Origin of the sequence: Flavobacterium chungangense LMG 26729, assembly GCF_000735715.2 — a bacterium.
Taxonomy (GTDB): domain Bacteria; phylum Bacteroidota; class Bacteroidia; order Flavobacteriales; family Flavobacteriaceae; genus Flavobacterium; species Flavobacterium chungangense.
On sequence record NZ_JASY01000012.1, the window covers coordinates 13885 to 38614 of the forward strand.

Genomic DNA, 24730 nt, shown 5'->3' on the forward strand with positions numbered 1-24730 from the left:
AAAAATTAGCCAAACAGAAAACTGGCCACATCTTCAATTTTAGCTACAAGTTCAATTTTGATTCCTGTATTTTTTAAGGCAATTTTGTTGTATTTGGATACAAAGATAGTATTGAAGCCTAATTTTTCAGCTTCCTGAATACGCTGATCTACACGATTAACAGGGCGAATTTCTCCGGAAAGGCCAACTTCTCCCGCAAAACAAAAACCTTTTGTTACGGGAATATCTTCATTTGAGGATAAAATGGCAGCCACAACAGCTAAATCAATTGCCGGATCATCAACAGAAATTCCACCGGTCACGTTTAGAAAAACATCTTTCGCACCTAAACGAAATCCCGCCCTTTTTTCAAGAACAGCCAAAATCATATTTAGTCTCTTAGCATTATAACCAGTTGTACTACGCTGTGGCGTTCCGTAAACAGCTGTGCTAACCAGAGATTGTATTTCAATCATCAAAGGACGCATGCCTTCCATGGTTGTAGCAATTGCGGTTCCGGACATTTCTTCGTCTTTATGTGAAATCAATATTTCGGATGGATTGCTTACTTCCCTCAAACCGCTTCCTAACATTTCGTAAATACCTAATTCGGCCGTTGAACCAAAACGGTTTTTTAGCGAACGTAAAATTCGGTACACATGGTTTCGATCGCCTTCAAATTGCAAAACGGTATCCACCATATGTTCCAGGATTTTTGGTCCGGCAATGTTACCGTCTTTGGTAATATGCCCGATCAAGATAACCGGAATATTGGTTTCTTTTGCAAATTTGATTAATTCGGCAGTAGTTTCCCTGATTTGAGAAATACTTCCCGCAGTTGATTCAATGTAATCTGTATGTAAAGTTTGTATGGAGTCAATAATGACAATTTCAGGCTGAATGGCTTCAATCTGTTTGAAAATATTTTGTGTTTTGGTTTCCGTCAGAATATAGCAATTATCGCTATCTGGCGTAATTCTTTCGGCACGCATCTTTATTTGTTTCTGACTTTCCTCGCCGGAAACATACAAAGTTTTATAAGGTAATTTTAATGAAATCTGCAGCAAAAGGGTACTTTTTCCAATTCCGGGTTCTCCACCTAAAAGCGTTAAAGATCCGGGAACGATTCCTCCACCCAAAACACGGTTCAATTCGCCATCAGTTGTGTCCATTCGAACTTCCTGAGCTGAATCAATTTCGGTGATTTTTAAAGGCCGTGGTGCTTTTCCGGTCGAAGTTGGTTCACTTTTCCAGGCTACTTTTTCCTGCTTCTGAATAATTTCCTCTGCAATTGTATTCCATTCTTTACAAGCATTACACTGTCCTTGCCATTTAGCATATTGTGTTCCGCAATTTTGACAAAAGAAGGAAGTTTTAACTTTAGACATTATTTTGTTTTTTTTGCAAGCGTATTCATTTCATCAATTTTCTCATACATCATATCTCTGGTCAACTCGCCAATCGGCTCCATTTGCGAAGCATTTTGATATCTTTTTGATGCTCTTTTTGGTTCACCCATTTTTTCATGCATCAATCCTAATTCATATTCACCCAACATTGCCCTTGGGTAATCAACGTTGGCAATTTCTGCCATTTTTCCTAATTCATCGTAAGCATTGTTTTTCAGAATAAGATTCTCAATAACCTTAAAGTCGTTCATTCTAACCGGAATATCAACTCCTAAAACTTCTGACATTGTATTGTACTTATTATCCAGATAATCCGCATAACCCGACTTCAGTACAGCAATTTTATCTTTAAATTCAGCAGAATTAATAGGCCTGTAAACTTCAAAAATATGATATAAGGCACTTGGAATCGAATGTAAAACTTCTGTATAGTGTGTTGCATTTTTAAACAAATCATATTTGTAGCTTACCAACGGATTATTGGCAACTTTAATATTGCTGTCTAATTTTTCAATTGGCTCTTTTATCTTTTTTATATCTCCTTCGCCTGCCGACAAATAATAAAAGAAAGGTTCTTTTACCTGAGCAAATTTCTCTGCTATACGAACCTCCATTTTTGGTGCAAGTTCAGGGCTTAAACAAATATATCCGTTAAAAAGCGGTCTGTCTTTGTATAAAAAAAAGTTTATATAACTTGCCGTTATATCATGACCGGCAATAATTTTGAAAGGTGCAGTACGGTATTTTTTTTCAATATATGGAAGTAATTCTGCTCCGATAAATTCATAAAACTCTGCCCCTTTTTCAAATGGCACACCTACATTTTGGTCTATGGTAGAATCATCAAAGCGTTCTCCATCATGATTCTGATGAATCCCGATAACAATCATTTCCGGTAAATCATCCCAATAGATACCGTAATTTATTGCTCCTAAAAAAGGATCGAATAAATAATCTCCGTCCAGTAAATATAAAACAGGATATTTTTTTGAAGGACTTGTTTCATAGGACGCAGGAAGTCCTATAGTTATCCTTCTCTCTGTACCCAGTTTTTCTGATTTAATATTATCGAATGTTTTTTGTGAAAAAGCAGAAATAGAGATTAAAATAAAAAATAAGTAAACTTTTTTCATGATTTGGGATAATTAAAAAGCATTAAAATAAGGTGGCAATATAATACTTTATTTGCTTTTTTTGTAAACTGTGATTTTAAAAAGAAAAGAAATTTAAGACAAAAGAAATCTGCTTTGTTCAAAATAAATTTGACAAATAAAAAAAATAGTAAAACGGAAAGGTTTTAGGTTAGCGAATTGTCATTTTCATTTGGAAAAACAATCCATGGTTTGAAGGTTTTTGCTTCTTCAAATTCCAGGGTTGCATAGGATATGATAATGATGATATCGTCTTTTTGAACTTTTCTGGCAGCAGGGCCATTCAGTGTAATTTCACCTGAGTTTCTCTCGCCTTTTATAGCATAAGTTTCAAAACGTTCTCCATTATTAATGTTTACAATAGATACTTTTTCACCTTCAATAATATTTGAGGCATCCAGTAAGGTTTCATCGATAGTAATACTGCCAATATAATTTAAATCGGCGCCGGTTACTTTAACACGATGAATTTTTGATTTTATAACTTGAATTTGCATGGTGCAAAGGTAAATTAATTTAATGAAATGGTGTCAATCAGTCTTATAGAATTAACAAATACCGCTATAAATGCGCGGTAATTTTTATCTTTAATTTTATCTTCGACAGGTAATAATGTCGATTCGTCAGCAATTACAAAATATTCCAGTTCAAATCTTTCATTGTTTCTAAAAGAATTCTCGACAAATTCAATTGTTTCCTGAGGGCTTTTTGTCCTGAATACTTCTTTTGCTTCAGTTAAAGTTTTATAAATAATAGCTGCTTCTTTTCGTTCTTCCGGAGTTAATCTTTCATTACGCGAACTCATTGCCAATTGATTTTCTTCTCTAAAAATAGGGCAGCCTACTACATTCACAGACAAATTATGTTTTTCAACCATTTTTTTTACAATCTGCAATTGCTGAAAATCTTTCTCGCCGAAATAAGCATTCGTTGGCGAAACAATTTCAAACAGACGTTTAACAATAGTTCCCACACCGTTAAAATGTCCTGGTCTGAATTTTCCTTCCATCTGGTTTTCCAACCCATCAAAATCAAACGATTGTGACATTGTATTTCCTTCATAAATATCATCTACAGAAGGCGCGTATAAAATAATTTTATCACTTAACCCACGCATTTTTTTTACATCTTCTTCAAGCGTACGGGGATATTTTTCAAGATCTTCAGGATTGTTAAATTGTGTAGGATTTACAAAAATACTTACAACAGTATCATTGTTTTCTTTAAGAGAACGTTGCATTAAAGCCAAATGCCCTTGGTGCAAAGCGCCCATTGTTGGTACAAATCCTACGGTAGAATTTGTGGTTTTGATAGTTTTTAAATAAGCTATCAGGGCTACTTTGCCGTAGAAGATATGCATGGCGGTATTATTAAAATTTGTGCAAACATAATATATTAGTTATAAACTGCATAAATTTTTGTAATTTTGCAACGTTTTTATTACCAAAAATTAAGTAAAATACTATTATGAAAGATAAGAGGATATTATATGTATCATCTGAAGTCGTGCCTTATTTGGCTGAAAATGAGGTTTCATTAATGTCTTATGACGTACCTAAAATGATTAATGATCAGGGCGGACAAATAAGAATTTTCATGCCAAGATATGGAAACATTAACGAAAGAAGACATCAATTACACGAAGTAATCAGGCTTTCAGGGATGAATTTGGTAGTGAATGACTTAGACATGCCGCTGATTATCAAAGTAGCTTCAATCCCAAAAGAAAGGATTCAGGTTTATTTTATTGATAACGACGAATATTTTAAAAGAAAAGCAACTTTTGCCGACGAAGAGGGTGTTTTATATCCTGACAATGATGAAAGAGCAATTTTCTTTGCAAAAGGTGTTGTTGAAACTGTAAAAAAATTAAACTGGGTACCGGATATTATTCACGTTCACGGTTGGCTTGCTTCTATGCTGCCGATTTACATGAAACATTATTATAAAAATGAAGCTTTATTTTCTGAAACTAAAATTGTAACTTCAGTTTACGGACAATCCTTTGATGAAAATCTGGATCTGGAAATGATTAATAAGGTAAAATTTGATGGAGTACCACACGAATCAGTTGCAGATTTAGAAACTCCAAACTACGAAAATATCCTAAAAGCAAGCATTTTACATTCAGACGCAGTAATCATTGCTTCAGAAAATGTATCTCCAAGTTTAACAAAATTTATAGAATCTTCAGGAAAACCTTTTTTACCTTTCGCCACGAAAGATGCATTCGCAGAAGCGTATACAAATTTCTACAGAACGATGGGGCTTTAAATTTTAACATTATTATTAAACATGCATAACACTTCTTTTTTTAAGAAAATTCTATTAATAGCAACAGTTGCTCTATTTTATTCTTGCGATAAAGAATTTAATTCCATAGGCGATAATATAATTGGTGACAGTAATTTTGATTTAGACACAACAAGTTACAAAGTCAATACTTACAATCAAAAAGTGACCCCTGTAGCGTCTAATAATTTAGCAATAAATGCATTGGGTATTTATGACAATCCTGTTTTTGGATTAACTACAGCCAATTTTAATACTCAGGTTGCATTAGCATCATATGGCCCTACATTAGGAGAAGGAGCCGTTATTGACAGTGTAACCCTAAATATTCCTTACTTTAGTACTGCCAAATCTATTGATGACAAAGGAGTAACGACTTACGAACTGGATTCTATTTATGGCCCTGAAACCGGAAGACTCAAATTAAGCGTTTACGAATCCGGTATTTACCTGAACAATTATAATGCTAATAATTATGATATCAGCAGGTTTTACAATACAGACAGAAATACTGATTTTCAAACAAAAGCTGAAGCATTAGGCCCAAGGTTAAATGATTTGGAAAACAGTACTAAATCTGAAAATGATGAATTCTTTTTTAACTCAAAAGAGATAAAAGAAACAACTCCAAAAACAGAAACTGCTGCTGAAATTATTAAAAGAGTTAAACCTGAAATGCGCCTGCATCTAAATAAAGACTTTTTTAAAGCCAAAATATTTGATGCACCTGCCAATAAATTAGCTTCTGATGATGTTTTTAAAAATTATTTTAGAGGACTGTATTTTAAAGTAGAAAAATCTGCTACTGCAACTACAACCAGAATGGCTATGATGAAGTTTAGTGATGGAAAAATAAATATTTTTTACAAAGCAAAAACAGCTGATACTACTGATGGCGATAAAATGGAATCAAAAACACTGGTTATCAATTTGACAGGAAATACGGTAAGTCTTTTAAAAGAAGAAAACAGTGGTCCCACATCAGATGATTATTACACAAGTGCTGCTACAAACGATGCTACTCCAGACGAGAAATTATATTTAAAAGGAGGTCAGGGATCAATGGCAGTTATTGAACTTTTTGACAAAACTGACTTGGGAAGGTACAAGGACAATGGAGATTGGGAAAATACTCCAAATAGTGTACCTGATGAATTAGACGAAATCAGAAACAATGTTACCTCTAAAAGATGGCTGGCTAATGAAGCTAATTTAGTTTTTACTATTGATTCACAAAAAATGGCAAGTATATTTGGAACCGACCCAACAACAGCAGCAAGGGAGCCAGGCAGAATCTATCTATATGATTTAACAAATAATACTATCCTTTCAGATTATTCTGCAGATCGTAGTACAAGCCTCAATGGTGACGCTAAAAAAAGCAGGACTGTTTTTAATGGCCTGATTAATATAGATGCAACAAGTAAAAGAGGAACTACTTACAAATTAAGAATTACAAACCATATTCGAAATTTAATTAAAAATACTGATGTTACTAACGTAAAATTAGGCTTAGTGGTTACTGAAAGCATAGACATAACTGCATCATCTAAATTAGATAAAACTGTTGAAAGTACTATTTCAGAGATCCCAACAGCATCAGTAATGAGCCCTTTAGGAACTGTATTATATGGAGGCAATATTCCAGAAGGAGCTCCTAATTATGCTAAAAGAGTAAAACTTAAAATTTACTACACGAAACCAAATTAAAAAAATAACATATGTGTGGAATTGTTGGATATATAGGTCACAGAGAGGCTTATCCTATTGTCATCAAAGGATTAAAGCGCCTCGAATACAGAGGATATGATAGTGCTGGTGTAATGCTATACGACCAGGAATCAGATATCAAACTTTGTAAAACAAAAGGAAAAGTTTCAGATCTTGAGGAAAAAGCAAAAGCAGATTTCACAACCAACGGAACTATCGGAATTGGTCATACACGCTGGGCAACTCATGGAGTTCCTAATGATGTAAATTCACACCCCCATTTGTCTAATTCAGGAGAGTTGGCCATTATCCATAATGGAATAATCGAAAATTACGCTCCTTTAAAAGAAGAATTAAAAAAAAGAGGTTATATCTTTCATTCAGATACGGATACCGAAGTTTTGGTTAACTTAATTGAAGAGGTTCAGAAAAACGAAAAGATAAAATTAGGAAAAGCAGTTCAAATTGCTCTGAATCAGGTTGTAGGTGCATATGCTATCGCTGTTTTTGATAAAAAAAATCCTGATGAGATTGTTGCCGCCAGGCTTGGAAGCCCATTAGCAATTGGTGTTGGAGAAGGCGAATATTTTATTGCATCTGACGCTTCCCCATTTATAGAATATACTTCAAATGCAGTATATTTAGAAGATGGCGAAATGGCAAATATCAGGTTACATAAACCACTTAAGATCAGAAAAATAAAAGATGATTCTTTAGTAGACCCTTATATCCAGGAACTTCAAATGAATTTGGAGCAAATTGAAAAAGGCGGATACGATCATTTTATGCTAAAAGAAATATACGAACAGCCAAGCGTAATTAAAGACACTTACAGAGGCAGACTTAATGCAAATAAAGGAATTGTTCAATTAGCAGGTGTTGAAGACAATATCGAGAAATTCTTAAATGCAAATCGTATCCTTATTGTAGCATGCGGAACTTCATGGCATGCAGGTTTAGTTGCAGAATATATCTTTGAAGAATTCTCCCGTATTCCGGTAGAAGTAGAATACGCTTCTGAATTTAGATACAGAAATCCAATTATCAATAAAAATGACGTTGTCATTGCTATTTCTCAATCGGGAGAAACTGCAGATACAATGGCAGCTATTAAATTAGCAAAAGAAAATGGCGCTTTTGTATTTGGCGTTTGTAATGTTGTGGGCTCATCAATTTCCAGAGAGAGCCATGCAGGAGCTTATACACACGCCGGACCTGAAATTGGAGTCGCTTCAACTAAAGCCTTTACTACTCAAATCACAGTTTTAACTATGATTGCCTTAAGATTAGGAAAAGCCAAAGGAACTTTATCAAATACCGATTTCCATACTTATTTACAAGAATTAGAAGTTATTCCTGAAAAAGTAGCTGAAGCATTAGAAACTAACGAAAGAGCTAAAGAAATTGCAGCAGCCTTTAAAGATGCACCAAACTGTTTGTATTTAGGACGTGGCTATAATTTTCCAGTCGCCCTTGAAGGAGCATTGAAACTTAAAGAGATATCCTATATTCATGCTGAAGGATATCCCGCAGCAGAAATGAAACACGGACCAATTGCTTTAATAGATGAACAAATGCCAGTTATTGTAATTGCTCCTAAACAAGGTCATTATGATAAAATTGTAAGCAACATTCAGGAAATCAAATCCAGAAGCGGTAAAATCATTGCCGTAGTCACTAAAGGCGACACTCAGGTTCGTGAATTAGCAGATTATGTAATTGAAATTCCAGAAACTTCTGATGCATTATCACCGTTAATTACCACAATCCCTTTACAACTTTTATCGTATCACATTGCTGTTATGAGAGGATGCAATGTTGATCAGCCCCGTAACCTTGCTAAGTCAGTTACGGTAGAGTAATTTTTAATAAAGCAAACAAATTTTAAAGCGAGATTTACATCTCGCTTTTTTTATTGACAATTTTTTTTATCCTTCCTTGAATTTTTAAGATAAATGCATTTTTTTTCTTAAAATTATTATGTATGCATACTATTTTGTTTTATTCGAGTTAGTTTCTTGATTTAAATCTAATAAATAGCCATATCAAATAGTTAGAATAACCATCAATATTATGATAAATATTAATTTTTTTTAACGTTTTTTTATTAATATCAAAATTATTCGTATTTTGGCTATATAAACTAACAAATAAACTAACCAATGAGAGCATATTTACTAATAATGTTGTTTATCAGCGGATTATCTTTTTCGCAGAATACAATTAGTGGTACTGTTACAGATACCAACAAACAATCAATTCCCGGAGCTAATATTACCGTTGTTGGAAGTTCAAGTGGAACTTCTACCGATTTTGACGGTACATTTAAGTTAAATACTCCATCAAAACCTCCCTTTACAATCAAAATATCGGCAGTTGGTTTTGAATCTAAAACAATCAACATTACTTCGTTGAATCAAAAAGCAGATGTGATTTTAAAAGATGAAGAAACCAAATTGGATGAAATAGTTGTTTCGGCATCAAGAACACCGGAAAGAGTCATCGAATCTCCTGTTACCATTGAAAGAATGGGAATACAAGAAATCAAAAATACAACCGCCGCAACCTTTTATGATGGTTTAGAAAACTTAAAAGAAGTAAATTTTAACACAAGCAGTATTTCTTTTAAATCTGTAAACACAAGAGGTTTTGCAACTGTTGCAAATACCCGTTTTATGCAATTAGTAGATGGAATGGATAATTCTTCACCCGCTTTAAATTTTGTATTAGGAAATTTAATTGGTATTTCTGATATCGATGTGGCGAGTGTTGAACTTTTGCCTGGCGCATCATCTGCACTTTATGGAGCAAACGCCTTTAACGGAATCATGTTTATGAATAGTAAAAGTCCATTTACAAATGAAGGAATTAGTGTTTACTATAAATACGGACAGACTAGTCAGAAAGCTGCAGGAACAAACGACTATAATGATTTTGGGATAAGAGCAGCGAAAGCATTTACCAAACATTTTGCAATGAAAGCAAACTTCACGTATATGGAAGCATCAGAATGGATTGCTGCCGATACCAGAAGCATGACAGGTGGCTCAATAGGACATGCAATGAATCAAAATTATGATGGTTTGAATATTTATGGAGATGAAGTTACAACTTCTATTCCGAATGTTGGACAAGTAAGCAGAACTGGATATCGTGAACAAGATTTAACTGATAATAAGGTTAAAAGTATGAAAGCAGATTTCGGCATGCATTTTAAACCCTGGGCAGACGATACTGAAATTATCTTGCAATATAAAATAGGTACAGGAAACACTATTTATCAAGGTGCGAATAGATATGCTTTGAAAAATTTCCTAATGCAGCAAGGTAAATTTGAGGTAAAAGGTAAAAACTTTTTTGCAAGAGTTTATTTTACGAGTGAAGATGCCGGAGACTCATATGACATGAGATTTGCCGGCTGGAATATAAACAGGATGGCTAAATCAGATAAAAACTGGTTTACAGATTACGGAACGGCTTTTCAGTTATCCTCTGCAGCACTTGGTCTAAATGCCAATGAAGCTGCTGTTTATGCAAGAAATTTTGCCGATTATAATGTTTCACCTGGTTTACCATTAGTCCCAAATACAGATCCGGCGAATCCAAGCGCTCCAAGATCTGCAAGATTTGAACCCGGATCTACACAATTCATCAATGCACTTGCAACAGTAACCAGCAATCCAGATCTTACTCAAGGTGCTAAATTTATTGATCATTCAAAATTATATCATTCAGATGTGAATTATAATTTCAAAGATTTAATCAAATTTGCCGAAATTCAGGTCGGTGGTTCCTGGAGAAAATATGTTATGGATTCTGAAGGAACAATCTTCACAGATTATGATGGTCCAATTGAATATAAAGAATATGGCGCTTACGCACAATTGCAAAAAAAATGGTTAGACGATAGATTAAAGTTTACAGGATCTTTGCGTTATGATAAAAGTCAAAACTTTGACGGCAATCTTTCTCCAAGAATATCATTTGTATATTCTGCCGGTGAATCTAAAAGACATAATTTTAGAGTTTCGTACCAAACAGGTTTCCGTAATCCTACTACACAAGATCAATATATTGGTTTAGATTTAGGGCCATTTGCATTAATAGGTTCTGCAGCCGAAAACTTAGATCGTTTTCAGGAAACAGTAAATGTAAGTGCTTCAGGCCAAGCTGTTGCCGGACAGCCAGCAACTCTTCCAATGTCTGGTCGTAATGCATATGAAAATGCGTATACATTAGCATCTGTTCAGGCGTTTGCTGCTTCAGGAAATGTAACAGATCTTAAAGTAGCCAATGTTCAATTAGTAAAACCGGAACAAGTACAAGCCTTTGAAGCCGGATATCGTACAGTTGTTCAAAATGATTTATCAATAGATATTAATGGATACTATAATATTTATAATGATTTCATGAATACTTCCCGAGTAATTTCACCTTATTATGGAACAGCAGGAACAGGTACGACACCCGCAGTTCTGTTAAGTTATCAGGCATTAGCATTTGGAGACAGAAGAGTGTATCAGGTTTATACAAATACTACAGCACAAATTACATCTTTAGGTTTTGGAGTTGGTTTATCCAAAAAAGTCTATAAAGATTTTGAATTAGGAGTTAATTATAATTATGCTCAGTTTGATTTTGACCAATCAGAAGATCCAAGTTTTGTTGCCGGATTTAACACCCCTAAACACAGAATTAAAGGTTCGTTTGGAAATGCGAAATTGACTAAAAATTTAGGCTTTAATCTTAATGTAAGATGGAATACTGAATATCTGTGGCAATCATCTTTTGGAGACGGTATGATTCCTGAAAATACAGTTCTTGACGCTCAGATTAATTATGGTATTCCAAAATTAAAATCTGTTATCAAGGTTGGAGCAACAAACCTTTTTGGAAAAGATTATCTTCAGGTAGTTGGTGCGGGTATGATTGGAAAGATGGTGTTTGCTTCCTGGACAATTAATCCTTAATTAGAAATAATTATTTGATCAACTATTTGTCTTCTCTCAGTTGTTTTTTAAAAAAAGAACAAAGAGCTAATAATTTTAAAAGTTATAACATGAAAAAAAATATAAAATGGCTGTTGTTGGTTTCTTTAACCATGATGGCGTGTAATAATGACGAGAACAATAACACTACTGAAGAAGTTCCTGTAACACCGGGTTCAGCAGTATTTACAAAATATGTCGCACTTGGAGATTCCTTTGCTGCCGGATATAGTGATAATGCACTTTTTAAGAGAGGTCAGGAAGGTTCGTATGTAAATGTTTTGGCACAGCAGTTTGTTGCTGCCGGAGGTGGAACTTTTACAATACCTTACACAAATGATAACAAAGGAGGGCTCTTATTAGCAGGCAATGTAATCGCAGGAACGCGTTTATATTTTAACGGCACAGCACCCGTTCAGCTACCAGGCACTCCAACAACCGAAGTTACAGCACATCTTACAGGCTCATTTAATAATATGGGAATCCCGGGAGCCAAAAGCTTTCATTTGGTTGCAGCAAATTACGGCAATGTAGCAGGTGTAGCTTCTGGTGCTGCAAATCCTTACTTTGCAAGATTCGCAAGCACATCATCAACAACAGTTTTAGCAGACGCAATAGCTCAGTCCCCAACTTTCTTCTCATTATTTATTGGTGGTAACGATGTATTGAGCTATGCAACTTCAGGAGGAATTGGAAAAGACCAAACCGGAAACATGAATCCTGCAACTTACGGAAGTAACGATATTACAGATCCTACCGTTTTTGCCAGTGTCTATTCTTCTTTAGTAACAGCTTTGACAGCCAATGGGGCAAAGGGAGTAGTAGCAAACTTACCTTATATCACATCCCTACCTTATTTTATAACTGTACCTTATAACCCAGTACCGCTAACAGAATCTGCTGCTGCTCAATTAAATGCAGGCTATGCCGCATATAATGCCGGCTTACAGCAAATGTTAACAAACAAATTACTTTCGGCGGATGAAGCAACAAGAAGAACTATTACCTTTAAAGCAGGAAACAACCCTGTAGTAATAGTAGACAGCTATTTAACCAATCTTACAGCCTATACAATTCCTTCCTACAGACAAGCAACTAAAGAAGATTTGGTTGTTTTATCAGCACGAACATTTATAGGAACAGCTGTTGGGGGAGATCCCACAAAAGTCAATGGCCTTTCTGTACCTTTGGCTGATAATTGGGTTTTGACTAAAGATGAAGTTGGCGAGGTTAAAAAAGCTACTGATTCATATAATGCAACAATTGCGGCTGTAGCCCAAGAAAAAGGGTTAGCATTTGTTGACACTAAATCTATATTAACTCAGTTATCAAGTGGCGGAATTAAATTTGGAAACTTTACCATGACATCTTCATATGTTACCGGAGGAGCATTTTCTTTAGACGGAGTACACCCCAGCGCAAGAGGATATGGCTTAATTGCTAATATATTTATCGATGCTATTAATTTGAAATATCAATCAACATTGCGTCATGTTGACTTGGCTACATATCCAATTCAATATCCCGGCAGCTTACAATAAAGCCAATTTTTTTTAGTAGAAAGCCGCTCGTTTATAACGCAGTGGTTTTTTTCATTTATACCAAATTTTATATAATTTAGGTATTTGAATAATCAGTTTTATGAATTATAACAAAAACTAAGTATTTTTTATTAAAAAAAATATTGATTTTATATATTAAAAATTTATCTTTGCGCTCTGAAAAAAGAGGTATTTTCGATAAACCTAAATAGCTATTTAATAAACACATAAGTAATGTCAAAAGTAATAGGAAAAGTTGCTCAAATCATTGGACCAGTAGTTGATGTAGTTTTCAACGGTAAAGATGTTGAACTTCCAAAAATTTATGATTCACTAGAAGTCACTAAAAAAGACGGAACATTATTAGTTCTAGAAGTACAATCTCACATTGGTGAAAACACGGTACGTACCATTTCGATGGACTCAACTGACGGTTTGAGCAGAGGTTATGAAGTGGTTGGGACAGGAAACCCGATTAAAATGCCAGTTGGAGCAGATGTTTACGGACGTTTGTTTAACGTAATTGGTGATGCTATCGATGGTTTAGGAAACTTACCAAAAGATGGCGATAATGGATTATCTATACATAGACCAGCTCCAAGATTCGAAGATTTATCAACTTCATCTGAAGTTTTATTCACAGGTATTAAAGTAATCGATTTGATTGAGCCTTATGCAAAAGGGGGTAAAATTGGATTGTTTGGAGGTGCAGGTGTTGGTAAAACAGTATTGATTCAGGAATTGATCAACAATATTGCAAAAGGTCACGGTGGACTTTCAGTATTCGCAGGAGTAGGTGAAAGAACGCGTGAAGGAAATGACTTGCTTCGTGAGATGCTTGAGTCAGGAATTATAAAATATGGTGATGATTTCATGCACTCTATGGAAAATGGAGGATGGGATTTATCTAAAGTAGATATGCCAGGAATGAGAGAGTCTAAAGCTACTTTCGTTTTTGGGCAAATGAATGAGCCACCTGGAGCTCGTGCACGTGTGGCACTTTCAGGATTATCTATCGCTGAATATTTCCGTGATGGAGCAGGAACTGATCAGGGTAAAGACGTATTGTTTTTCGTTGATAACATCTTCCGTTTTACACAAGCAGGTTCTGAGGTATCAGCACTTTTAGGACGTATGCCTTCTGCAGTAGGATACCAGCCAACTTTGGCAACAGAGATGGGAGCTATGCAAGAGCGTATTACATCTACAAACAAAGGATCTATTACATCTGTACAAGCGGTCTACGTTCCTGCGGATGACTTAACTGACCCGGCTCCGGCTACAACATTTGCTCACTTAGATGCAACAACGGTATTGTCTCGTAAAATTGCTGAGTTAGGTATCTATCCAGCTGTTGACCCGTTAGATTCTACTTCAAGAATCTTAACTCCACAAATTTTAGGAAATGAGCACTATGACTGTGCACAAAGAGTAAAAGAGATTCTTCAAAAATACAAACAACTTCAGGATATCATCGCGATCTTAGGTATGGAAGAGTTATCTGAAGAAGATAAACTTTCTGTATCAAGAGCACGTCGTGTACAACGTTTCTTGTCTCAGCCATTCCACGTAGCAGAGCAATTTACAGGTATCCCGGGTGTATTAGTAGATATCAAAGATACTATCAAAGGTTTCAACATGATTATCGACGGTGAATTAGATCACCTTCCAGAAGCAGCTTTCAACTTGAAAGGTTCTATTCAGGATGCGATCGAAGCTGGAGAAAAAATGTTAGCTGAAGCTTAATATAATTATGAATTATGAGTTTCTGCTCACTTATAACTCATAACTTATAACTCATAACTCAAAAAAAATGATTTTAGAAATAGTATCACCAGAAGCAAAATTATTTTCAGGAGAAGTAACATCGGTTACATTGCCTGGGGTTGATGGAAGCTTTCAAATTTTGAATAATCACGCTCCTATTGTTTCTATCTTAGAGAAAGGAACTATTAAAATTGCAGCTAAAAGTTTCAATTTTTCTAAAGATGTAGCGAATAAATTCACGAAAGTAAATGACCAGACTTACACATTAGAGATTACGTCAGGCACTATCGAAATGAAAGACAATAAAGTAATTGTTTTAGTTGACTAAAATAATTTTCAATTAACAAAGAAGCCAAGCAGAGATGTTTGGCTTTTTTGTTTAGAGGTTATCATATCGTCCTGGAATAACTTTCTTTTTCCGGTAAAAAATTATTATTCTTTTACAAACTCCATAATATCTCCGGGCTGACATTCGAGAATTTCACAAATCAGTTCTAAAGTCGAAAACCGAATAGCTTTTGCTTTTCCTGTTTTTAAAATAGAAAGATTTGCTGTTGTAATGCCAATTCGTTCTGCTAATTCGTTCGAACGCATTTTTCTTTTCGCTAGCATTACATCTAGATTTACAATGATTGGCATAATTATATCGTTAATTCGTTTTCATTTTGAAGATCATACCCATAGCTCAATAGTTTAGATAAAACTAGTAAACATAGTCCTAAAAAAAGAATTTCTAAGTTATATTCAACAGTAGTGGTAAGATTTATAAAATTAAATCTTGAATTTTTAATTGACGGTAGATAGTGATCGTAATTAATTCTTGATAAATACTGCATTATAATGATACTGAAAATCATTTTTGCAGCTTGAAATACGATTAATGAATAACCTATATTTTTAATTCTTTGATTTAATAATTTGCCGAAAGAAAAATTTGCCTTTAGCCCTTCAAACAAACACATACATTGATAAGTAATGAATAATATTAAAGCTAAAATGGAATAGCTTTTTATGATTAAGATTGATTTAAAAAATAAGTTTTTCGGATTAACCGTAACATTCAATTCAGCGGTATCACTTTGAATTTTTACATTATCAAATTCCTTTTTGATATCCTTAAATTTAGCCCCATGGATTTCAAAATGATTGATCTGGTAAGTTTTAATCAATTTAGGGTCTTTTTTTATTTTATTAAAATTATCATCGAATTGTTTATTCCCTGTTTTTAAAGCTATTCCAAAGCTATTCCCTAATTTATTTTTATAATTAATTAATGTATCCGGAATGTTTAATTGCACTTTTGCCGTTAATGGATATCCTGTGGAATGATGTATGCCAGAGCTAAAATTACCTAATGTGCCATTTGGAATGAATTCAAAAATGAGTACAAATAATAAAAGAAGTTGAAAAAAGCGAAAACTCAATCGCGATATAATATATAGTACGTTTACTAATCTGTTGTTGTTTTTCATGAATTTGAAGTTTTGGTATAGCACAAATATATAAAAATTATCGATAAACAATAAAAAAGAGTTAATAAACAATACTTTTTAAAATTTAGTGACGAAGTTTTCTTTGATGAAAATTTTAATAATTAAAAATCAATATTTTTACTTTAGCACATTGACATTTCGATCCTGCTATTTTTTTCTAACTTTGCTTTTATGAAATTACCTGAAAATCTTATTCAAAAGCTTGAAATCCGAAAGCAAAATAATGCGTTAAGACATTTGCCCTGTTTTAATAATCTTGTAGATTTTTCTTCAAACGATTATATTGGATTTTCCAAATCTGAAAGTATTTTTAAATTGACTCATGATTATTTAATCGAAAATGGGATTATTCAAAATGGCGCAACAGGTTCCCGCTTAATTTCCGGCAATTATTCCCTCTATCAAATTACAGAATCTTTTATTACTGAATTTCACGAAGCAGAATCGACTTTAATTTTCAATTCAGGCTACGATGCCAATGTTGGTTTCTTTAGCGCTGTACCTCAACGTAACGATGTTATTTTGTATGATGAATTAAGTCATGCGTCTATTCGAGACGGTATATCAATGTCAAATGCGAAATCCTATAAATTTAACCATAACGATTTTGAAGATTTAGAGCGACTTATCCTAAAATTTCCCAATACCAATATCTATATAGTTACTGAAACTGTTTTTTCTATGGATGGTGACAGCCCAAATCTGGAAGAATTAGTTGAACTTTCAGAAAAGCATAATTGCTATTTAGTTCTTGACGAAGCACACACTCTTGGCATTTTTGGCGAAAAAGGAGAAGGCTTATCACAATATTTGAATTTACATAATAGAATTTTTGCCCGAATCATGACTTTTGGAAAAGGATTAGGATGTCACGGTGCAGTGGTTTTAGGAAGTAATGAACTTAAGGAATATCTTGTAAACTTCGCCCGAAGTTTTATTTATACAACAGGCTTATCTCCGCATTCTGTTGCAACCATTCTGGTGGCTTATCAACATTTAGAATTCGAGAAGAAAAAGATTGAAAACCTACGTCATAATATCATATGCTTTAATCAGCAGAAAAATTTATTAGGTTTAAAACCAATTTTTGTGCGAAGTAAATCGGCTATTCAATCTGCTATTGTTCCAGGTAATGAAAATGTAAAGCGTATAGCACAGCAACTACAGGATAAAGGGTTTGATGTAAAAGCAATACTTTCTCCAACTGTTCCAGAAGGCCAGGAACGCCTTCGCTTTTGTATTCACAGCTATAATTCAGAAAAAGAAATCAATCAGATTTTAGAATTATTAAGGGATCTAGTGTTTTAGTTCCATTCTTCAAAACCTTAAAAAGCTCAACAAAGAATAATTTCGTGAGTATCTGCGTTTTACTTTGTATCTCTGTGAAATTTAAAAAGACATCCATAATCCATTATTAGTCACTTTTAAAAAAAAATTAAAAACTTTTGTAACGTTTTGAATATTCGATTACTTACGAGTCGTAATCAAATAAATCAAAACAATTATGAAATCACAATTTACTTCATTAAAAGAAAATATTTTAAATTGTATCCTGTTTGCTTCAATAGGACTTGCAATTGGTATCATAACTCATTTTTTCATAAAACTTCTTAGCCTTCTGCTATTGTTTATCATAGGATTTTTATTTCTGAATTATATATCTTCCTCACAGAAAAAGAAATCCGGTAAATAACAAAAAGGAGTTTCAATCATCAATTAATCCTAACTTTAATCAATCAACATCATGAAAAATTTAATCAAATCAGCAGTAATAGCAATCACAATTATTTTTAACACTGCAGTTCAGGCACAGACAAAATCTCCAAAATTAGAAAATTCACTTTTATGGGAAGTTTCAGGAAACGGATTATCAAAACCTTCTTATTTATACGGCACTATCCATATGATTTGCTCAACTGATTATTTTCTTTCTGAAAAAGCAAAAAAGGCCTTTGAATCTTCGAGTAAATTAATTTTGGAGATTGACCTATCTGATCCAAAACAAATGACAGATTTACAGCAAATGGCAATGGGTAAACAACCGCTTAGCAAAACACTAAATGCGCAAGACTTATTAAAATTAGATAATATTCTGCAGAAAAAAGCCGGAATGAGCATTCAGCAAGTTGATAGTTTTAGTTTATTTACCGTAATGAGTTTAATAAGTATGAAAAGTTTTGGTTGTAATGACCTGAAATTTTACGAAATGAATTTTATTGAAACAGCTAAACAACGAAAACTTAAGATTGCCGGATTAGAAACAGTAAAAGAGCAAATGAATATGTTTGAAAATGCCTATTCTGATACGGAAATGATTAAAATGCTGGAAGAATTAAGCAAGGAAGAAACCGATAAATTAGTTGCACAATACAAAGAGGAAAACATAACTGCCTTATATGATATTACTACTGATAAAAAAGTAATAAGCGAAGAAACCAAAAAAACGATTCTGGACAACAGAAATCAAAATTGGCTAAAAACAATCCCTGAGCTAATCAAAAATGAAAGTACATTTATCGCTGTAGGATCAGCGCATTTGGCTGGAGATTTAGGAATAATCAATTTATTAAGAAAAGCGGGATATACCGTTAAACCTGTATTGAAATAGCATTATTTTGAAAGAAAAAGAGAAAGAATTTTTAACCCGGATAGAAAATCACAAAGGAATTCTGTACAAAGTTTCCAAGATGTACATGGACAATCATGACGATCAGCAGGATTTGTTTCAGGAGATTGTTTGTCAACTTTGGAAATCGTATGATACTTTTCGAAATGAAAGTCAATTTTCGACCTGGATGTATCGGGTAGCGGTAAATACTGCAATCGTCTTCCTCAGAAAGGAAAAACGAAAAGTAGACAAATATGAAATTGCTTCAGAAAACATCAAAGATGATGAGGGAGATTCTCATATAAAAGAAAGTCAATTAGATCATTTTTACAAAGCAGTTCAGAAACTTAAAAAAATTGACAAAGCAATTATTTTCTATCAATTAGAAGGATTCACTCATAAAGAAATAGGTGAAAATCTCGGAATTTCTGAAGGAAATGCCAGAGTAAAATTAAACAGAGCAAAAGAAAAATTAAAAGAAATTATAAAAAATCAAGGTTATGGATCTTAACGACATACAAAACGCATGGAATAACGAAAAGACAGAAAATGTAGTTCTTCCGGATAACTTAGAAAAAATACAATCGGCAAATACACCTTTAGACAAGATTAGAAAAAACCTTAGAAATGAGTTTTATTACCAAATCATTTCCATCATTATAATCGGATTTGCCCCTATTGTTTACCAATTCTCAGATAGAATTTCTATGATTTTTTACTTAATATTCAGCATGTTTACTGCTGTATGCGCTTATTATCTTGCTAAACTTTACTTTTTTTACAAGAGGTTAAACAACATTACACTTAAAACAAAAGACAGTTTGTATGAAACTTATTTTGATATAAAATTAAACATGGAACTATACAAAACATTTGGTTTTGCATTAACTCCTTTTGTTGTGTTAGGTTTAATTGGATTTCAATATTATGTACTGACAAAATCATCCGATTTTCAAATAAATCAAATCAGTAATACGCAGTTAATAGGTTTTATACTACTTGTATTTTTTTCCATGATATGCATGGGACTGGCTTTAGAATGGTGGGTACATCGTTTTTATGGTAAATATGCAAAAGAAATAAGAAAAGTAATAGATGAATTAAAAGAAGAATAAAACACAGGCCTATCGTAATGATGGGCTTTGTTTTTATTGGTATTTTTGTACTCCATTAAAACAAAGAAATGAAACTATTCGTAACCGGGATTTCCACAGATGTAGGTAAAACAATTGCTTCTTCCATTATTGTGGAAGCTTTAGAAGCAGATTACTGGAAACCAATTCAGGCAGGCGATCTTGACAATTCAGATACCCATAAAGTAAAATCCCGAATTTCAAATTCTAAATCTCAATTCCATTCGAATTCTTATCAATTAAATACCCCGTCGAGCCCACATTTAGCTGCTGAAATTGATGGAATTACAATTGATTTAAAAGAAATCCAGGAACCGGAAACTAAAAATCATCTGGTTATTGAAGGTGCTGGTGGTATTTTTGTTCCGTTAAACGAAAAAGATACCATTATTGATTTAATTAAACCTGATTACAAAGTGATTATAGTTTCAAGACATTATCTGGGAAGTATCAACCATACCTTATTGACCATTGAAGCTATTCAGAATCGAGGTTTTATAGTCGCAGGAATCATCTTTAGCGGAAGCGAAAACAAATCAACCGAAAGTTTGATTCTGAATAAAACCGGAATTAAATGCATTGGGAGAATTGATGAAGAACCGTATTTTGACCAAAATGTAATTAAAGAATATGCTAATTTGTTTCGGGAAAATCTATTAAAAATGTAAAATGTGTTTTGTAAAAAGTAAAATGCTTTCATCTCACATCTAACAAAAAACATTTCACCATTATGACTTTAACAGAAAAAGACAGCCAATATCTTTGGCATCCTTATACCCAGCACAAAACTTCTCAAACACCAATTGCTATTTCGAGAGGCGAAGGCGCCTTACTTTGGGATGAAAACAATAAAGAATATATTGATGCGATCGCTTCCTGGTGGGTAAATCCATTTGGACACAGTAATAAATTTATTGCCGATGCTATTTACAAACAGCTCACAACTTTAGAACACGTTTTATTTGGCGGTTTTACTCACGAACCAGCCATAAAAGTTGCTGAAAAACTGATGAAAATTTTACCCAAAAACCAGCAGAAAATTTTCTTTTCTGATAATGGTTCAACTGCAGTCGAAGTTGCCATAAAAGTCGCATTACAGTATTTTTTTAATAAAGGAGAAAAACGAACCACCATAATTGCTTTTGAAAATGCGTTTCACGGTGATACTTTTGCGGCGATGGCAGCAAGCGGAATCTCATTCTATACTCAGGCTTTTCAGGGAATGTTTATCGATGTTGTCCGAATTCCGGTTCCGGTTAAAGGTCAGGAACAAGTGAGTTTTGAGGTACTGGAAAATGTAATTCAGCAAAATAATTGTGCCGGGTTTATTTTTGAACCTTTGGTTCAGGGAGCAGCAGGAATGGTAATGTATGAACCTGAAGCTTTGGCAAAACTGATTTCAATTTGTAAAAAAAATAACGTTTTGACCATTGCAGATGAAGTAATGACAGGTTTTGGCAAAACCGGAAAAACCTTTGCAATGGACTATGTTGATGCAGATCCGGACATGATTTGTTTGTCTAAAGCTTTAACCGGCGGAACAATTCCGATGGCAATTACGACTTTTACCCAGGAGGTTTTTGATGCTTTTTATGACGATGATATTAATAAAGCATTATTTCACGGCCATACTTTTACTGCAAATCCAACAGGTTGTGCAGCAGCTTTGGCAAGTATCGATTTACTGCAAACCGATGAAATGCAGACTAATATTGAGAGAATCAATAAAAATCATTTAGAGTTCCAAAAGAAAATCGAAAGTCATCCAAAAGTAATTACAGCCAGAACATTAGGCGTTATTTTTGCCGTTGAAATAAAATCCGATTCTGAGGAAAGCTATTACGGTTCCATGCGCACCAAATTGTATAATTTTTTTATTGACAAAGGAGTTATTTTACGCCCTGTTGGAAACATTGTTTATATTTTACCTCCATATATCATGACAGACGAACAGCTTCAAAAAGTTTACAAAACTATTGAAGAAGCTATTGAAATGGTCTAACGACTAAAAAGCATATAAGTGATATAAGTTCATTTAACTTTGCCTCGCATACCTGACTGTAATCCTGAGCAGAGTCTAAGGCTTATGAAAACAAAGGCTTCGACTCTGCCCATCCAGACATTCAATTGTATATAAGAAAAGTAAAACACTAACTTAAATCACTTATATGGTTTAATTTTTATTTGAAACCCTGCAAACTTTGCGTAAACTTTTGCGAACTTTGCGGTTAAATAAAAAAAATTGAATACTAAAATCTCCATAACAGCATTTTCGTCTATTTCTCCATTAGGAAATAATCCTGAAGAAGTCTGGAAAAAATACCTAAACGATCAGCATTGCTTTTCGCAGCAATTCTTAGATCATCAGGAAACTTCTGTAGCAGCACTTGAAGCTGAATCCAAACAAATTATTACTGAAGTCCGTGAATCAGATCCTAAATATAAATTTCTGGATGATTCTGTTTTGTTTGCATTGGCAGCTTCACGAAAAGCGGTTGAACACGCAGGCTGGAAATCAGGAGATGTATTCGGAATCAACATAGGCTCTTCACGCGGGGCAACCGATTTATTCGAAAAGCATTATAAAGAATATATCGATACCGGAAAAGCGCAGACTCTCGCTTCACCTACAACCACTTTAGGAAATATCTCTTCCTGGATTGCCCACGATTTACAAAGCACCGGTCCTGAAATTTCGCATTCGATAACCTGTTCTACAGCGCTTCATGCAATACTAAATGGCGTTGCATGGCTAAAATCAGGAATGGCAGATAAATTTTTAGTTGGCGGAAGTGAAGCTCCCTTAACCGATTTTACGATTGCTCAAATGCGGGCTTTAAAGATATATTCGCGTATTAATCAAATCGAAGAGACATGGCCCAATCTTGCATTTGATTTTGAGAAAACGCAAAACACCATGATTTTGGGCGAAGCTGCCGGCGTTTGTTGTCTGGAAGCCGGCGAAAAAGAAAATGCTATTGCTTATGTGACTAGTGTTGGTTATGCAACTGAAATCCTGGAACATAATATTTCGATTTCTGCAGAAGCGGACTGTTTTCAGAAATCGATGAAAATGGCTTTAAAAGAAACCGATATAAAAGAAGTAGACGTAATCGTTATGCACGCTCCGGGAACCATAAAAGGCGATTTAACCGAACTTCGTGCCATTGAAAAAGTATTTGGATCAAATACACCATTACTGACTACCAACAAATGGAAAATCGGCCACACTTTTGGAGCTTCAGGAATTTTGAGTTTAGAATTGGCTCTTTTGATGATACAGCACGATAAATTTATCAATGTTCCGTTTGCAAAAACGCAAAATCAAACAAGAACTATCAAAAAAGTCCTGATTAATGCCGTTGGTTTTGGAGGAAATGCCGTGAGTATTTTGATTGAAAAAGCATAAATCATAAAAACATGTCAATAAAAAAGGCTCAAAGTTTGAAAACTCTGAGCCTTTTGAATGTTATAAAAATCAGCTTAGTTGATGCTGTTTAACATATCAGCGATTTCATCTAATCTTGGTGTTAAGATGATTTCGATTCTACGATTTTTAGCTTTTCCTTCAGGAGTTGCGTTGCTTGCCAAAGGAGAGAATTCGCTACGACCTGCAGCTGTTAATTTTTGTTTGTTGATTTTAGCATTTTCGCTCAAAATAGCCACAATTGCAGTAGCTCTTTTGGTAGATAAATCCCAGTTGTTTGCAATTGGTCCTGAACCTGCGTAAGGATCATCATCTGTGTGTCCTTCAATTAAGACAGAAAGATCCGGGTTGTCGCCCAATACTTTTCCTAACTCTACAACTGCTTTTCTACCCTCAGAACCTACTGCCCAGCTTCCTGAATTGAAAAGTAATTTGTTTTCCATAGAAACATATACTTTTCCGTTTTTCTGTTCAACTGTAAGTCCTTTTCCTTCGAAACCATTCAAAGCTTTAGACAAAGTTTCTTTCAGCTTTCTCATAGCTTCTTCTTTTGCAGCAATCATAGCTTCAAGTTCGTTCAGACGGCTTGCTGTTTTATCCAAACGAGCCTGTTCTTCAGCTAATTTTTTTGATTTTGCTTCTAATTCAGCCAATAAATCACGGTTTTTACTCATGTTTTTCTCTAAAGCGTCATTACTGTTCTTTTCAAGAGCATTGTACGAATCCTGTAAAACCTTGTATTTGCTTTGTGCAGCAGCTAAATCAGCTTTTTGTTTGGCTAAATCATCTTTGGTAGTTGCTAAATCTTTGGTTAATTTATCACGATCTAATTCTAATTGGTTTTTTGCAGTTTTTAGATCTGCATTTTCATCAGCTATAGAACGGTTTTCTTTTTTTAAATCTGAATATTTAGTTTCCAGATCGTTGTATATTTTTTTGGAAACACAAGACGTCGAAAGAGCTATAACAAGCAATCCCAGTGAGGCTTTTTTAATCATTTTTGTTTATGGTATTTAATAAATTAGGTTATTATTCTTTCTTGAAATTCTTATTACCGTGAAGTCCTAGCCCTGATTGAAACGGAAATCCTTTTTGTTTTTTCTTTAAAAACAAAAAGATTGCAGTGAAAAGCAGGAATTAGCTCCTTACTTTTAATCTTAAAGCTTCGACTCCTCTCAGCATGACAATTATTTTGACTTAAAACTGAACTTTTTCTAACAATAACAATACCA

At 34.0% G+C, this 24730-nt stretch carries 21 protein-coding genes; 14 read left to right on the forward strand and 7 right to left on the reverse strand.

Annotation, left to right across the window (positions count from 1 at the left end):
• Positions 1-5: 5 nt before the first annotated feature.
• The 4 genes from radA to panC form a co-directional block, all read right to left on the reverse strand.
• Positions 6-1367 carry a DNA repair protein RadA gene (gene radA / locus JE46_RS17710; RefSeq protein WP_031456619.1) on the reverse strand — a complete coding sequence of 454 codons (1362 nt, stop codon included), beginning with the start codon at positions 1365-1367 and terminating at the stop codon, positions 6-8.
• Complete coding sequence (locus JE46_RS17715) at positions 1367-2521, reverse strand: alpha/beta hydrolase (RefSeq protein ID WP_031456620.1); 1155 nt, start codon at positions 2519-2521, stop codon at positions 1367-1369. The genes radA and JE46_RS17715 overlap by 1 nt, the downstream gene beginning before the upstream one ends.
• A 164-nt stretch (positions 2522-2685) precedes the next feature.
• Positions 2686-3036, reverse strand: a complete 351-nt coding sequence (panD, locus tag JE46_RS17720; protein WP_031456621.1) for an aspartate 1-decarboxylase — start codon at positions 3034-3036, stop codon at positions 2686-2688.
• 14 nt (positions 3037-3050) lie between these two features.
• Positions 3051-3899 carry a pantoate--beta-alanine ligase gene (panC, locus tag JE46_RS17725; RefSeq protein ID WP_031456622.1) on the reverse strand — a complete coding sequence of 283 codons (849 nt, stop codon included), beginning with the start codon at positions 3897-3899 and terminating at the stop codon, positions 3051-3053.
• A gap of 107 nt (positions 3900-4006) precedes the next feature.
• Between panC and JE46_RS17730 the strand changes: the two genes are divergently transcribed.
• The 7 genes from JE46_RS17730 (at position 4007) to JE46_RS17760 (ending at position 15165) form a co-directional block, all read left to right on the forward strand.
• The gene (locus tag JE46_RS17730; protein ID WP_031456623.1) at positions 4007-4813 is read left to right on the forward strand and encodes a glycogen/starch synthase; all 807 of its coding nucleotides are present in this window, start codon (positions 4007-4009) and stop codon (positions 4811-4813) included.
• A 21-nt stretch (positions 4814-4834) separates the two neighbouring features.
• Entirely contained in the window at positions 4835-6541 is a 1707-nt protein-coding gene (locus tag JE46_RS17735; RefSeq protein ID WP_031456624.1) for a DUF4270 domain-containing protein, read from the forward strand.
• Between the two features lie 11 nt (positions 6542-6552).
• The gene (gene glmS, locus JE46_RS17740; RefSeq protein WP_031456625.1) at positions 6553-8403 is read left to right on the forward strand and encodes a glutamine--fructose-6-phosphate transaminase (isomerizing); all 1851 of its coding nucleotides are present in this window, start codon (positions 6553-6555) and stop codon (positions 8401-8403) included.
• A 300-nt stretch (positions 8404-8703) separates the two neighbouring features.
• The gene (locus tag JE46_RS17745; protein ID WP_031456626.1) at positions 8704-11511 is read left to right on the forward strand and encodes a carboxypeptidase-like regulatory domain-containing protein; all 2808 of its coding nucleotides are present in this window, start codon (positions 8704-8706) and stop codon (positions 11509-11511) included.
• Positions 11512-11600: 89 nt separating this feature from the next.
• Positions 11601-13070 carry an SGNH/GDSL hydrolase family protein gene (locus tag JE46_RS17750; RefSeq protein WP_031456627.1) on the forward strand — a complete coding sequence of 490 codons (1470 nt, stop codon included), beginning with the start codon at positions 11601-11603 and terminating at the stop codon, positions 13068-13070.
• A 234-nt stretch (positions 13071-13304) separates the two neighbouring features.
• Positions 13305-14816, forward strand: a complete 1512-nt coding sequence (atpD, locus tag JE46_RS17755; protein WP_031456628.1) for a F0F1 ATP synthase subunit beta — start codon at positions 13305-13307, stop codon at positions 14814-14816.
• A 67-nt stretch (positions 14817-14883) separates the two neighbouring features.
• Positions 14884-15165, forward strand: coding sequence for a F0F1 ATP synthase subunit epsilon (locus JE46_RS17760; protein WP_031456629.1), 282 nt, complete (start codon positions 14884-14886; stop codon positions 15163-15165).
• Positions 15166-15269: 104 nt separating this feature from the next.
• Here the strand turns inward: JE46_RS17760 and JE46_RS17765 are convergent, their stop codons facing one another.
• Positions 15270-15476: a helix-turn-helix domain-containing protein gene (locus tag JE46_RS17765; RefSeq protein ID WP_031456630.1), complete on the reverse strand. Its 207-nt coding sequence runs from the start codon at positions 15474-15476 to the stop codon at positions 15270-15272.
• 2 nt (positions 15477-15478) lie between these two features.
• Positions 15479-16309, reverse strand: coding sequence for a DUF2975 domain-containing protein (locus JE46_RS17770; RefSeq protein WP_031456631.1), 831 nt, complete (start codon positions 16307-16309; stop codon positions 15479-15481).
• Between the two features lie 192 nt (positions 16310-16501).
• On the opposite strand from JE46_RS17770, the gene JE46_RS17775 reads away from it, so the two are divergent.
• The 7 genes from JE46_RS17775 (at position 16502) to JE46_RS17805 (ending at position 23480) form a co-directional block, all read left to right on the forward strand.
• Positions 16502-17638 (forward strand): aminotransferase class I/II-fold pyridoxal phosphate-dependent enzyme, encoded by a 1137-nt coding sequence (locus tag JE46_RS17775; RefSeq protein ID WP_031456632.1) that lies wholly within the window; start codon positions 16502-16504, stop codon positions 17636-17638.
• Positions 17639-18074: 436 nt separating this feature from the next.
• Positions 18075-18938: a TraB/GumN family protein gene (locus tag JE46_RS17780; protein ID WP_031456633.1), complete on the forward strand. Its 864-nt coding sequence runs from the start codon at positions 18075-18077 to the stop codon at positions 18936-18938.
• 7 nt (positions 18939-18945) lie between these two features.
• Positions 18946-19449, forward strand: coding sequence for an RNA polymerase sigma factor (locus tag JE46_RS17785; RefSeq protein WP_031456634.1), 504 nt, complete (start codon positions 18946-18948; stop codon positions 19447-19449).
• Complete coding sequence (locus JE46_RS17790; RefSeq protein ID WP_031456635.1) at positions 19439-20053, forward strand: hypothetical protein; 615 nt, start codon at positions 19439-19441, stop codon at positions 20051-20053. The genes JE46_RS17785 and JE46_RS17790 overlap by 11 nt, the downstream gene beginning before the upstream one ends.
• Positions 20054-20121: 68 nt before the next feature.
• On the forward strand, positions 20122-20739 hold the full coding sequence (gene bioD, locus JE46_RS17795; protein WP_031456636.1) for a dethiobiotin synthase: 618 nt from the start codon (positions 20122-20124) through the stop codon (positions 20737-20739).
• A gap of 62 nt (positions 20740-20801) precedes the next feature.
• Positions 20802-22073 (forward strand): adenosylmethionine--8-amino-7-oxononanoate transaminase, encoded by a 1272-nt coding sequence (gene bioA, locus JE46_RS17800; RefSeq protein WP_031456637.1) that lies wholly within the window; start codon positions 20802-20804, stop codon positions 22071-22073.
• A gap of 240 nt (positions 22074-22313) precedes the next feature.
• Complete coding sequence (locus JE46_RS17805; protein WP_031456638.1) at positions 22314-23480, forward strand: beta-ketoacyl synthase N-terminal-like domain-containing protein; 1167 nt, start codon at positions 22314-22316, stop codon at positions 23478-23480.
• A gap of 74 nt (positions 23481-23554) precedes the next feature.
• Here the strand turns inward: JE46_RS17805 and JE46_RS17810 are convergent, their stop codons facing one another.
• Entirely contained in the window at positions 23555-24496 is a 942-nt protein-coding gene (locus JE46_RS17810; RefSeq protein WP_031456639.1) for an OmpA family protein, read from the reverse strand.
• Between the last annotated feature and the right edge of the window lie 234 nt (positions 24497-24730).

Excerpts from the sequence above, each read along its gene's own strand:
- radA (WP_031456619.1), bottom strand. The coding sequence starts at position 1,367 with ATGTCTAAAGTTAAAACTTCCTTCTTTTGTCAAAATTGCGGAACACAA.
- JE46_RS17715 (WP_031456620.1), bottom strand. The coding sequence starts at position 2,521 with ATGAAAAAAGTTTACTTATTTTTTATTTTAATCTCTATTTCTGCTTTT.
- panD (WP_031456621.1), bottom strand. The coding sequence starts at position 3,036 with ATGCAAATTCAAGTTATAAAATCAAAAATTCATCGTGTTAAAGTAACC.
- panC (WP_031456622.1), bottom strand. The coding sequence starts at position 3,899 with ATGCATATCTTCTACGGCAAAGTAGCCCTGATAGCTTATTTAAAAACT.
- JE46_RS17730 (WP_031456623.1), top strand. The coding sequence starts at position 4,007 with ATGAAAGATAAGAGGATATTATATGTATCATCTGAAGTCGTGCCTTAT.
- JE46_RS17735 (WP_031456624.1), top strand. The coding sequence starts at position 4,835 with ATGCATAACACTTCTTTTTTTAAGAAAATTCTATTAATAGCAACAGTT.
- glmS (WP_031456625.1), top strand. The coding sequence starts at position 6,553 with ATGTGTGGAATTGTTGGATATATAGGTCACAGAGAGGCTTATCCTATT.
- JE46_RS17745 (WP_031456626.1), top strand. The coding sequence starts at position 8,704 with ATGAGAGCATATTTACTAATAATGTTGTTTATCAGCGGATTATCTTTT.
- JE46_RS17750 (WP_031456627.1), top strand. The coding sequence starts at position 11,601 with ATGAAAAAAAATATAAAATGGCTGTTGTTGGTTTCTTTAACCATGATG.
- atpD (WP_031456628.1), top strand. The coding sequence starts at position 13,305 with ATGTCAAAAGTAATAGGAAAAGTTGCTCAAATCATTGGACCAGTAGTT.
- JE46_RS17760 (WP_031456629.1), top strand. The coding sequence starts at position 14,884 with ATGATTTTAGAAATAGTATCACCAGAAGCAAAATTATTTTCAGGAGAA.
- JE46_RS17765 (WP_031456630.1), bottom strand. The coding sequence starts at position 15,476 with ATGCCAATCATTGTAAATCTAGATGTAATGCTAGCGAAAAGAAAAATG.
- JE46_RS17770 (WP_031456631.1), bottom strand. The coding sequence starts at position 16,309 with ATGAAAAACAACAACAGATTAGTAAACGTACTATATATTATATCGCGA.
- JE46_RS17775 (WP_031456632.1), top strand. The coding sequence starts at position 16,502 with ATGAAATTACCTGAAAATCTTATTCAAAAGCTTGAAATCCGAAAGCAA.
- JE46_RS17780 (WP_031456633.1), top strand. The coding sequence starts at position 18,075 with ATGAAAAATTTAATCAAATCAGCAGTAATAGCAATCACAATTATTTTT.
- JE46_RS17790 (WP_031456635.1), top strand. The coding sequence starts at position 19,439 with ATGGATCTTAACGACATACAAAACGCATGGAATAACGAAAAGACAGAA.
- bioD (WP_031456636.1), top strand. The coding sequence starts at position 20,122 with ATGAAACTATTCGTAACCGGGATTTCCACAGATGTAGGTAAAACAATT.
- bioA (WP_031456637.1), top strand. The coding sequence starts at position 20,802 with ATGACTTTAACAGAAAAAGACAGCCAATATCTTTGGCATCCTTATACC.
- JE46_RS17810 (WP_031456639.1), bottom strand. The coding sequence starts at position 24,496 with ATGATTAAAAAAGCCTCACTGGGATTGCTTGTTATAGCTCTTTCGACG.